8 protein-coding genes and 1 pseudogene are annotated in these 12,308 nt (G+C 36.5%); 5 read left to right on the top strand and 4 right to left on the bottom strand.

The features are described 5' to 3' along the window. Positions 1–207 precede the first annotated feature (207 nt). Entirely contained in the window at positions 208–507 is a 300-nt protein-coding gene (locus PVV57_RS01895) for an SH3 domain-containing protein (RefSeq protein WP_273717612.1), read from the bottom strand. Between the two features lie 334 nt (positions 508–841). On the opposite strand from PVV57_RS01895, the gene greA reads away from it, so the two are divergent. Beyond that, on the top strand, positions 842–1,315 hold the full coding sequence (gene greA, locus PVV57_RS01890) for a transcription elongation factor GreA (protein ID WP_005773808.1): 474 nt from the start codon (positions 842–844) through the stop codon (positions 1,313–1,315). Positions 1,316–1,329: 14 nt separating this feature from the next. Continuing rightward, positions 1,330–2,388, top strand: coding sequence for a glycosyltransferase family 4 protein (locus PVV57_RS01885; RefSeq protein ID WP_273717611.1), 1,059 nt, complete (start codon positions 1,330–1,332; stop codon positions 2,386–2,388). Positions 2,389–3,583: 1,195 nt separating this feature from the next. On the opposite strand, the gene PVV57_RS01880 is transcribed toward PVV57_RS01885, so the two are convergent. Next, a complete protein-coding gene (locus PVV57_RS01880; protein WP_273717610.1) occupies positions 3,584–4,978 on the bottom strand; it encodes a TrkH family potassium uptake protein in 1,395 nt (464 codons plus the stop codon). Between the two features lie 312 nt (positions 4,979–5,290). Here PVV57_RS01880 and trxB point away from each other — a divergent pair, with 312 nt between their 5' ends. From trxB to PVV57_RS01865, 3 genes and pseudogenes are all read left to right on the top strand, one after another. Next, complete coding sequence (gene trxB / locus PVV57_RS01875) at positions 5,291–6,247, top strand: thioredoxin-disulfide reductase (protein WP_273717609.1); 957 nt, start codon at positions 5,291–5,293, stop codon at positions 6,245–6,247. 42 nt (positions 6,248–6,289) lie between these two features. After that, positions 6,290–7,195 (top strand): LysR family transcriptional regulator, encoded by a 906-nt coding sequence (locus PVV57_RS01870; RefSeq protein ID WP_273717608.1) that lies wholly within the window; start codon positions 6,290–6,292, stop codon positions 7,193–7,195. A 298-nt stretch (positions 7,196–7,493) separates the two neighbouring features. Continuing rightward, positions 7,494–8,597, top strand: a pseudogene (locus tag PVV57_RS01865) (Arm DNA-binding domain-containing protein). 1,856 nt (positions 8,598–10,453) lie between these two features. Here the strand turns inward: PVV57_RS01865 and PVV57_RS01860 are convergent. Next, entirely contained in the window at positions 10,454–11,656 is a 1,203-nt protein-coding gene (locus PVV57_RS01860) for a pyridoxal phosphate-dependent aminotransferase (RefSeq protein ID WP_273717607.1), read from the bottom strand. Between the two features lie 323 nt (positions 11,657–11,979). Beyond that, complete coding sequence (locus PVV57_RS01855; protein WP_006590201.1) at positions 11,980–12,189, bottom strand: cold-shock protein; 210 nt, start codon at positions 12,187–12,189, stop codon at positions 11,980–11,982. Between the last annotated feature and the right edge of the window lie 119 nt (positions 12,190–12,308).

The following is a 12,308-nucleotide window of genomic DNA, read 5'->3' as shown; positions in this document are numbered from 1 at the left end:
TTTTGGTTTACTGGTACTTTCATGAGGATATTGATCAAGTTTTTTCTATGTGACTAATTCTTCGAAATGTTTCTTTGGAGGGGGCATATTTGTGGTTGTTCGTGAACACTATTGCATTCTTGCCATGATGATCTTCAAGAGGGCAATAATAAGTTATCATGGCTGTTATGAAGAATAATCATATGGGGTCTGTTTTGGAACTAAAGACTATGGTTTTGGAACTAAAGACATTGTGTATATGTGATAAAGATCATTTCCATCTTTAAATGAAAGATAACGAGATGACACCCAACCTATTTGAGTGTTATATCGGATATGGCACCAATTTCCTTCACAATTTTTAACAAAAACCAGCTCTCCAGCAGAGATTAAGCCACAAATTGCATATTGAGTGCTGGGGCCTGTTCTAAAATTAAGATTTGTTGTCACAAAGGCATCTGCTGCCTTAGACATTGTTGTGGCTAAAAAGAAAGGGCCCAACATAAAAAAAATGACGAAAATTTTCATTTTTCTGCAAAAAAATTCTTTAGCAATGATCCTTCTCTCTTCGTATCCCATACGATTTCTTTTGCTAGACTATGATAAAATAAAAAAAATTACAATTCTTTCTTCTTTATGAGATTTTAAGGAGGAGAATGAAGTTTAACGTTTTAAACACCAAAATGAGATGTTTTAAACACTATTAATGCATGTTTTGTTCCCTTTATTTATTTTTATATGGAAAACAGAGATACTGTACTATATAATGGAAAAGATCGTAGTTTTCGGATTCCAAAAGTAATTTTGGAAGCCGTTTTTTGTATTTTTATTAAACCTTCCGTGTAATAGAAAGGGACGGATTATGGAAAAAGTTCCGATGACTACAGCTGGCTTTGAAAGTCTTAAAGAAGAGTTGCGTTGGCGTCAACAACAGGAACGTCCACGCATTATTGAAGCAATTTCTGAAGCGCGTGCACATGGTGATTTGTCAGAAAACGCTGAGTATCATGCTGCTAAAGAAGCACAAAGTCATAATGAGGGGCGTATAAATGAGCTTGAAGATTATATCGCGCGGGCAGAAGTTATAGATGTCTCTCGTCTTTCAGGTGACAAAATCAAATTTGGAGCGACCATTAAACTCTTGGATGAGGATACTGAAGAAAAAAAGGTGTATCAGATTGTAGGGGATCAAGAAGCTGATGTAAAAATTGGTAAAATCTCTATTTCTTCACCGATTGCACGTGCACTCATTGGCAAGCAAGAGGGTGATGTGATTGAAGTGAATGCGCCTGGTGGTGCGCATAATTACGAAATCATTAAGGTTCAGTACATCTAAATATCTAAAGTGTTATGCGTGTGTCTTTGGAAGAAACTGAGATTATTGCGCCTCACTTTAAAAGGCGTTTATCGGGAGTAACATCTACGATTATTCAGCTTATTCCACTGCAGCGCGAGCAGGGGGTGCGTATATCCACTCTGGGGTTTGGGTTACCGAAAGAATTGCCGGCTCTTGCCTTTAGGGACCTTTTCGGACTTTGGAAAAGTCCGAAAGGGAAGTCGTTTCGTATTTGGCACGCAAGGCGTAATATTGAGATGCTTTGTGGGATCTTTTTGCGCGATATCTTGAAAATGAAGCTGAAACTTATTTTTACATCGGCTTCACAACGTCATCATAAGCCTTTTACAAAATGGTTGATTCGCCGTATGGATAGGGTTATTGCTACCAGTACACATACGGGCGCTTATCTAGAAGTGCCACATAAGGTTATTATGCATGGGGTGGATGTGAGGCGTTTTACGCCACCACAGAATCTTGATGATTGCTTTGCTTCGACAGGATTTCCAGGAAAATATGCGGTAGGATGTTTTGGGCGTTTGCGCAGCTCAAAGGGAACAGACTTATTTGTTGATTCTATGATAGCATTATTGCCCCACTATCCTGAGTGGACAGCGCTTATCGCTGGTCGTACGACAGAGCAACATTATCATTTTGAAAAAGAATTACGCCAAAAGATTGCTAAAGCTGGTTTGGATGATCGTATTATTTTCCTTGGTGAGATACTGAACATCCCTTTGTGGTATCGTCGCCTGTCGCTTTATGTTGCACCTTCTCGTACAGAAGGTTTCGGTTTAACACCATTGGAGGCAATGGCATCACAGGTTGCGGTTGTAACGAGTGATGCAGGAGCTTATAAAGAATTGGTTGTAGAAGCAACAGGAACGGTTGTAAAAGCAGGAGATGGTTCGGCTTTAACGGCAGCAATTGAACCTTATTTTGCTGATGTAGAAAAAACATTGGAAGCTGGAAAGAAAGCTTTGAGCCATGTTCGTACGCATTTTCCTTTGGAAAAAGAGGCAAGTGAGATTGAAAGTGTTTACAAAGAACTGTTTGCGGAAAAAACATTTTAATATTATATCAAAAATCTTCTTGAAGAGTGATAGAAATTGCTTTCCTTAAAGGTTATTTCATAATCATCAAGAAAATAGCTCAATGATATAATTTTTTTATTTTAAGCTTGGCTTTCTTAGAATGCTATAAGCAGTTCTCAAAATTTTGGATAAAAAATTAAAAATCTATATGCTTGAGAGCGATATGTGGCTTATGATAAAGCATACGAGGAGGGAGGAGAGCTATTTTTATTCTAGTGATATTTTAGAATAAGAAAATAATGCTTTAACTCAAGACTAGAGATTTATGCACCATCTTAACGATATGGTGCCGATATTGTTCGTTTTGTAAGACTTAAATAGATAGCAAAAAAATGTTTTCTTATCTTTAAAAAGGTAATGAGGGTATCTCCATGGATAAAATAGTCATCCATATTTTCAATAAATTCATAATAAAATGACTCTAAGATCAATATATTGATTCATATAGATAATTTACCTTTTCAGTTTGAATAAGAGCTTTGAATATCGTAAGATTTTCTCATGTCAAATCTGTTGATATTAAAACAATAAGGGCTATCTTCTTGCACATCACAATTGAAAGATGGCATGTGGTGGATAAAAACTATTGAAGACAATATGTAAAGAGATTTCTTATAAATTGTCTGAAATGCAGGTTATTACAACATTAACAGAAATAGTATGGTGGTGCTAATTTATATCTTATTTTGTGGTACCGATTTGCAGCTTATTATTTAAGTAAAAGTGATAATGCCCATTTTATAGCTTTCATGAGGACTGTTTTGAAATGGGTGAATGAGTATTGTCAGATGTTTTTTAACAAGCTTTTGAATTTGTAATAAATGGTATTTTGTTTTTTATAAGGACATGACTTATTAGAGAAAAAGCAATTTTATCAGCAAATATTCATATTTTTTGCATGAGAGATTATTCGTAAGAAAGATGTTCTATCTATTCATTTTATTTGATAAAGAAGCTCAATAATATAAAGTGTTATATGTTATGGTTTTGAAAACTGTTGACATTTGATTGTTTTTTCCAAAACATTTTTATATCAATCATTTATACGATGATTTATTTGAAATTTCACGAAATCTTCCGTCGATTGATTGAAGATTGAATATTATTCCGCATATTGTTCACGTCTTTTTATTTTGTTAATTTTTTATCATGGTGGAATAAAATGCTCTATGCATTAGAACTGTTCACGCCAGAAAGCGGGAATAAAAAGAACGAATATTGTTATGATTTCAAGGCGTCCAGCTAACATTAGAAAACTTAAAATCCATAAAGCATTATCATTGATTGTAGAGAAATTACCAACAGGGCCAATAATATCTCCAAAGCCTGGACCAACATTTGAAAGTGCTGTTAAGACGCCCGTAAAGGCAGAGGTGAAGTCAAGACCGGTTGTAAGCAAAAGTGCAGTGCCGATCACAAGGCAGAACATATAAAGACAGACAAAAAACAAAACGGCTTGAGCAACATCGTTTGATATATTTGAGTGATCGTAACGCGCCTTTACAACGACATTAGGAGAAAGAAGTTTTTCTATATTTGTTTGTGTAATACGCCAAAGAATAATAAGGCGATTGATTTTCATACCACCAGAAGTAGAACCAGCACATCCGCCTGTAAAAGAAACAATGAAGAAAATTCCAAGCGCAAACGGTCCCCAAAGTTGATAATCTTCAGCGCTGTAACCTGTGGTGCTAATAATGGATGAAAGGTGAAAAATGACATCAAGGAAAATCAAGTGGAAAGCGCGATGATCATGAAACCGTAGCCATGCTGCTAAAGCAAAGCTGAAAAGGACGACGATATGAAGAAAAACAATCACTTGTGGGTCAAGGAAACGTTTGGAGTGTCCAGGAAGGACTAATTTAACATAAAGTACGAAGGGCAAAGCAGAAAGCAACATGAAGATTGTTGAAATAATTAAGATGGCTGGTGTATCAGAAAAATAGCCAAAAGAAGCATCATGCGTTGAAAACCCAGCCGTTGCTACTGTACTCATTGCATGGTTAATGGCATCAAATAAACTCATGCCCGCAGCAAAATAAGAAAGCATACAAGCCAATGTGAGTCCAACATAAGCGATGATAATTCCGTTAGCAATTTGGTTGATGCGAGGCAATATTTTTTCAGATTTATCAGATGATTCCATATGAAAAAGTCGTACCCCCCCCACACGCAGTGAAGGCAAAAGCAAGAGGGCTAAACCGATAAAACCAATGCCCCCAATCCAGCATATAATAGAACGCCATAACAAAATACTTCGCGATAAATTATCAAGACCAGAAAGGACTGTGGAGCCTGTTGTTGTAATTCCAGAAACAGATTCAAAAATGGCTCCTGCTAGAGAAATGGGAAGAGGGGAAAGATAAAGAGGTAAGGCACCTACGATGCTTCCTGTAAGCCAAAGACAAACAGTGAGCATAAAGCCGAGCCGTGCTGAAAAACGACAAGTAGCTCCCTTCGTTGCTAAAAGAATCAGCGTTGCTAACATGGTGGTTATGGCACAAGAATAGAGAAAGTTTATCCAATTACGGTTGTTGTCGTGCAGATCCACAAAAATTGGCAAAAGCATTGCTCCTCCCATGATTAACGCAAAACGTGCACAGACATTAATAATAAACTGAAAAATGACCGTTCCCTATCTTTATATCTCTTTTTATTATGTTTTTTTGCTCATAAGAATTTGCGTTTTTCTCTTTATAGGATAAAGATTAATCCTTAACATGAACATGCCTTGATGAATTGGTAATCAGACCTTTTCATAAAACTTGAAAAGAAGTATGTATATATAACATAGTTAAGGTTATTGAGAAATATTTTTTTAAAAGGCTGCATTCCGTTATAATTTATAGAATAATTAAGTTGAAAAAGTGAAGGGGATTGAATGATACAATCGCATATTCGTCTGCTGATTATTGGCTCAGGTCCGGCTGGTTATACAGCGGCGGTCTATGCGGCAAGAGCAATGCTCCAGCCGGTTTTAGTGACAGGCTTGCAGCAGGGTGGGCAATTGACAATTACAACGGATGTCGAAAATTATCCAGGTTTTGCTGACCCCATTCAAGGACCGTGGTTGATGGAACAAATGGCAAAACAAGCTGAGAATATGGGGACAAAAATTGTCTATGATACGATTACAAAGGCAGATTTATTGAAGTATCCTTTTGTCTTATATGGGGATTTAGGAACACAATATTCTTGTGATGCGCTGATTATTGCAACAGGGGCTCAAGCGCGCTGGCTTGGTTTAGAAAGTGAACAGACCTTTATGGGTGGTGGTGTTTCTGCTTGTGCTACGTGTGATGGCTTTTTTTATCGAGATAAGGATGTTATTGTTGTAGGAGGAGGCAATACGGCCGTTGAAGAAGCTCTTTATTTATCGCATATAGCAAAAAGTGTAAGCGTGGTTCATCGGCGAGAACAGTTTCGGGCAGAGAAAGTTTTGCAAGATAGGTTGTTTGCTTGTAATAATGTACGTGTTCTTTGGAATCATGTGGTGGAAGAAATTGTGGGGCTGCCAGCTCAGGGGGCAAAGGGAGCTGTTGTAACGGGGGCACGTTTGAAAAATGTTAAAACAGGTTACGAGATGAAAGTGGAAGCAGAGGGCATATTTATTGCCATTGGGCATGATCCTGCTGTTTCTCTATTTGAAGGACAGCTGAAACAAAAACGAGGCGGCTATTTATGGACAGCACCGGATTCAACAGCAACAAGCATTGCGGGTGTTTTTGCTGCAGGGGATGTAACAGATGAAACATTCCGTCAAGCTGTAACAGCCGCGGGAAGGGGATGTATGGCAGCATTGGAAGCAGAACGGTTTTTAGATATATCTAAGCGTTAATAATTCATTGAGAATAGAGAGAATCGAGAGGTAGAATTAATTGTGGCGTCACCGTTGGATTGGGATAAGTTAAGGGTTTTTCACGCAGCAGCAGAAGCGGGATCTTTTACGCATGCTGCTCAAAAGCTTCATTTATCCCAATCAGCGGTTTCACGGCAGGTCTCGGCTTTAGAACAAGAAGTTGGGGTATCTTTATTCCAGCGTCATGCGCGTGGTTTGATTCTCACAGAACAAGGAGAAACTCTTTATCGTACAGCTCATGATGTTTTGATGAAGCTTGAAAGTGTACGTTTGCAATTAAGTGAAAGCTATGCAAAACCAACGGGGCATTTGCGTGTGACCTCGACCTTTGGAATGGGGGCCGGGTGGATTGCAGAGCGTATGCCAGAATTTCTTAGTCTTTATCCTGATATGCAGGTCCAGCTTTTGCTTTCTGATGAAGAACTTGATTTGACAATGTGTCATGCAGATTGTGCTGTTCGCCTCCATCAACCCCAACAACCTGATCTTATACAAAGAAAATTATTTACAATTCATATGCATGTTTATGCTTCAGAAAAGTATATTGCAAATTATGGAAAGCCTGAAAAATTATCTGATCTCGATGAGCATCGTATTATTTCATTCGGAGAACCTGTTCCCCCTTATTTGTCGGGTTTAAATTGGTTGGAAAAAGCTGGTAGAAATGATGGATCATTGCGTGTTTCAGTCCTGCAAATCAACAATATCATCTCCATCAAGAATGCGCTTATGCGTGATCTTGGGATTGCTGTGTTGCCTGATTATATTGTCAACAATGATGAGCACTTGGTACGTCTTTTTCCTGATATGGTTGATATTCCTTCTTTTGATACTTTTTTTTGTTATCCTTATAATTTAAAGAATTTGGCAAGGTTGAATGCTTTTCGAGATTATATTTTCTTAAAAGCGCGTCAGTGGTCTTTTTAATATTCATGCCTTAATTTATAAGGAACAATTAATTGTTTTGCACCTTAAGATTCTCGTAATATTCTTTCGTTTTAAATTTTCCCATATTAAATCAATTAAAATCATTCATTGAATGACATTATAAGTATACAACTTATTGATTTATAATGATAATCCAGTGTTCATTCATATTGAATGAGAAGCTTAAGTACCGTAAGATTCTCTCATTTCAAACCCGTTTATATTGAATCAATCAAAATCACTTGCTTGCACGTCACAAGCGGGGAGGACATGTGGATAAAAATTATACAAGAAAAGCATGCCTCTTTTGAATCGTCTCAAGTGCCAAGAGCTATCGAAACATAGGGGCTGGCAAAGTGTGTGATGGTGTCGGTTTTCTCCTTCACAAGCGTAAAGATGGAAGGGTTCAATGGCTTTATCGTTATAACATTCACGGGGTGCGCCATCGTGAGATGGGGTTGGATGCTTTGAGAGATGTCTTTTTAAAACAAGCGTGTGAGTATGCAACGCAATGGCGATCTGTTTTATATGAAGGTTGAAGATCACAACACCATTAAAGAACGCGATAAACAAAAGCGTGAGGCAATAAGTAATCTCTATTATTTAAAAGATATTTCTCGAGAGACTTTTGAAAGTCAAAAAGCAGAATTAAAAGGTGATGGTAAAAATAGCAGTTGGTTTTTTATCCTTAAAATTTCATATTATTCTCCCAATAAGGCCGCCTCCCTTTTCAGAAATTACAAAGAACAGAAATACGCTTACTTCTATCTAGCATATAAAAAAGTTGATACAGTTCGTAAAGCGCTGAACCGTCTTAATATTTGTTTCAAAAATGCGGCTGACTTGGGTTTAGATGTTGATTTACAAGCAACAGAAACAGCACGTGCTCTTTTAGGAAAACAACGTCATAAAACGTAAAGCTCTCCAGCTATGGGTTGGAGAGATATTCCGACTTTTTACAAAATATTTTGCTAAATAACAACCCTAACACAACTGACTGTGCGTTTGCTTATTCTTAAAGGAGTTCGTTTTTTCTCTTATGTCATATTCATAAAAATCAGGTTGAGGGTGATATTTGGACATCCTTAATTCGAGAATATAAAAGGTCAACGGATACTATAACAGAGTTTCGCGTGCTTTTATCATGAGAGGTATTAGCAATTTTAAAACAAGTGCGCCTGCTGTCTCACAAAGATTTTTTTTGAGGTCGTGGTCCCTTTGCTGATAGTTGTATATCAAAGTATATGAGAAAAAATGTAAAGCTTGTTCGCATGGGTTTGACTCTAGTTGACAGAATTGGCTCGCTGAAACAATAGATACTTCTTATGAGGTCGCTGAAATTATTTTAGGTCATAGGGTGGAAGGTGTTTGTGTGGATAAATACTTTTGCAGAAAGGGATAAAATGTCTTTTATGAATTCGCTCAAATGTGAAGGCTGTTATAACATTAAAAATTAGACAATCGTATAAGGGTGACCTCTTTCTATTTAATTAAAGAGAGCGGTCCAAGATTGAGGAAGAATTAAAGCTATGTGTTTATTGCATAGCAGATACGCTTAAGTCTTTATTGTGCTTCTGCTTATAAAATGACATAGAATATTATCTCTTGATTATGTTGCCTCCCATTGCATTTTCTTGAGTGTTCCCTTACGAAGATCTGACAGATTGATTTTATCTCTGAAGATTTTCCAGATTTGCCGGACGTTTGTCCGGCTTTTTTTTTATTCCTAAAAAAGTGCTTAGAAATTGCAATGCATGGGAAGATTGATAAGAAAAAAATTTCAAAACTTATGGATATCCAACGAATTTTTTAGGTAGGCTAAAACTCAACGAGGAATTTGAGAGAGATTTATTCTTTTGTACCATAAAACTTTGTCTTTGGGGGGATATAAAGCATGTAAACTTTATACATGCAGTGTTTTTTATGAGAGTATGAGATGAATATTGAGGGATTTTTCGTAAAACCTATGAAGTCAATCAAGTGGTTAGTAGGGAGAACTTAAGAGAAATTGAACTATTTATGCAGCGGAGAAGGGTAGATTCTTTTTTATTTTAAGGCGAAAACGATGCCGTGAAATAGAAAGGTTTAATTGTAAGGGGCGTTTAATTATAAGAGCGATTGTGTTTAAAAGTACGAGGTCTTTCTTAGTGTTATAAATTGGATAGGGAAGGCAAGTTTTATCAATTTACGCGCTTCTTTAAGAAATATTCTTCAGTATGCCCAAGCTTTCTGATATCCGTGAATAGCATCACGTAAAAGTTTTGACAAAATGGTATAAGATTCACTGTACAACTATTTTTACACTCATGAAGAAGCAGGTTGCAGCATGATCATTCTTTATAAGCTTTCAATAGTTGCGTAATCCTTGCATTTGAGAGAGGGAGGTATTTTTGCTCCTTTTTTTAAGTTTTTACCAACACATCAACTCTGCTTGTGATATATAAGAAAATGATATCGTTTTGTCTCAGATAGATTTGAAATAAGGGAATCTTACAAGAGGATACTTCAAGTTAAGAATCAACGAATTTATAAATCAATATTCTTCTATATATCACTTATTATAACTTAACGTAACTATAAAATATAATATAATTTGTATTGTATCTGGAGAAAATAAAGAGATGCGAAATTTAAATCAGTCCATTTCCATAGGAGGGTGAAAGACCACAATAGATTAAAAATATTATATGATGTAAACTTTGCTTGAGAGGCTTTTGTTTATAATCTCTCATATGAAACATACCTTCAAAAACGATAAAAACGACTAAATTTTTTAAAGATATCTCTTTTTTAGAAATCCCTCTGTATATAGAAAAAACATTGATTATAATTAAACTAAAATTCGCGAGAAGAATGCTCTTGCCTATAAATTAAAACAAAATGTAAATATAACGCGCTTTTTCTGAAATTCCGTTTTTATCGTACATTTATAACAACAAATACATCGTTCTTTCTTAAGTGAGGAGAGGGCAAACAAGATGATTTCTTAATTTGAATTTCCCTATTAATCCTGAAATTTATATTTTCGATAGAGAAAACTAAACAGGTTTTTCATTTCTCATGACAATAGACTGATTCATTTATTTGATCGCTGGTTTTTTTTGATCATTATCTGCCAGCTTCTATTTTTTTTATTATGTTTATTCATGAATATTTTTGCTAAATCGATAGGCTCTATCCTTAACATAGCTTTCGATATTTTGTCGGATAGATTGACATTCGGCAAAAAAACAATCACAAGAGATAATGTTAAAAATTTTAAATTAAACTGTTGCAAAAGCATTGGATACGTGTGCAGGCTTCTTCAAGTAATTTTTCTGATGTTGCGTAAGAAATACGAAAAGTTGACCCAAGTCCAAAAGCAGCCCCTTGGACGACAGCGACAGCTTCTGTTTCTAGAAGTGCTATCACAAAGTCTTCATCATTCCGAATACATTGGCCGTTTGGTGTTTTCTTGCCAATAAGTCCTGCGCAAGAAGGATAAACATAAAAAGCACCTTCGGGGGTTGGACAATGAATGCCGGGAGTTTGGTTTAGCATGGAAACAACGAGATCACGGCGAGCTTGAAAAATACTTTTATTTTTAGCGATAAAGTCTTGAGGTCCATTGAGTGCTTCAACAGCAGCCCATTGTGAAATAACACTCGTGCCAGATGTTTGCTGACCTTGAATGATATCCATCGCTTTAATGAGTTCTTGTGGGCCACCTGCATAACCGATTCTCCAGCCCGTCATTGCATAGGCTTTGGAAACGCCATTCATTGTGAGTGTACGCTCATAAAGCGCTGGTTCTACTTGAGCGGGAGTCACAAAGGTAAAACCTTCATACGTGAGATGCTCATATATATCATCGGAAAGGATATAGATATGAGGATATTTTACTAAAATATCCGTGAGTTTTTTCAATTCATTATATGTATAAGCGGCTCCCGACGGATTTGAGGGAGAGTTAAAGATAAACCATTTTGTTTTGGGGGTAATAGCAGCTTCTAGCTCTTGTGGTTGGAGTTTATAAGAAAATTCGGCTTTTGTTTCTAAAAAGACAGGCGTACCCTCGTTAAGCGCGACCATTTCTGGATAACTCACCCAATAAGGGGATGGAATGATGACTTCATCTCCTTTATTCAACGTTGCCATCAAAGCATTAAAGAGAATTTGTTTTCCACCGGTCCCAACAATAATTTGTTCTGGTTGGTAAAGAAGGTTATTTTCTCTTTTAAACTTTGCAGAAATTGCTTGGCGCAACTCTGGAATTCCAGATATAGGAGGGTATTTTGTTTCTCCCCGTCGAATGGCTTCAATGGCCGCGTTTTTGATATTGTCTGGAGTATCAAAGTCTGGCTCCCCAGCACTTAAAGCAATAACATCGCGTCCTAATGTTTTTAAGTGACGGGCCTTTTGGGAAGCAGCAATTGTTGCAGAAGGTTTGATACGAGACAGCTTGTCGGCAATAAAAGCCATAATTTAAAATCCTTATATTATATCAACAAATGATTATTGCTTTAAGGATATTCTATAAGAGATTATATTGTATGCAATAAAAAACTTCCAAAATACTTTGACACGCGTTTTTATAGTGTTGTTTTTTGAGAATTTTAACAAGGAATTCTTCTCTTAAGGATTATAAAAGTTTTAGAGGAAGGATAGGAATACTTTGATAAATTGTGCAAAATAGATAAGCCGTGTTTTCTTTTATCCAGGTCAATTTTGCTTTCTACAAAATAAAAAAAATCTCCGTCGTTATAGACGAAGATTTTTAAATAAAATATTGCAGAATTCAAACTTTAAAGAGCTGCAAGGTTGCCAGCGGCAAATTTCCCTGAACGACGGTCTTGAAGAACATCATAAGACACTTTTTGTCCTTCATTAAGATTGCTTAGACCAGAACGCTCAACGGCGGAAATGTGTACAAATACATCTGCACTGCCATCACTAGGCTGAATGAATCCGAAACCTTTTGTTGTATTAAACCACTTAACTGTTCCTGTAGACATAGGAAACTCCTTAGATATATAATTATATTGTGTACTGAAGCTATAATTCTTCAATACGGCTGTAGATCGAAATTAGGTGGGAGAAGTCTCGTCAAAAGTGCAGAATACACAGGAAAGAA

This window comes from Bartonella sp. AU15XJBT (genome assembly GCF_028618615.1).
Lineage (GTDB): Bacteria > Pseudomonadota > Alphaproteobacteria > Rhizobiales > Rhizobiaceae > Bartonella.
Note: the sequence above shows the minus strand (reverse complement) of the source record. Positions and strands in the feature narration are given on the sequence as shown.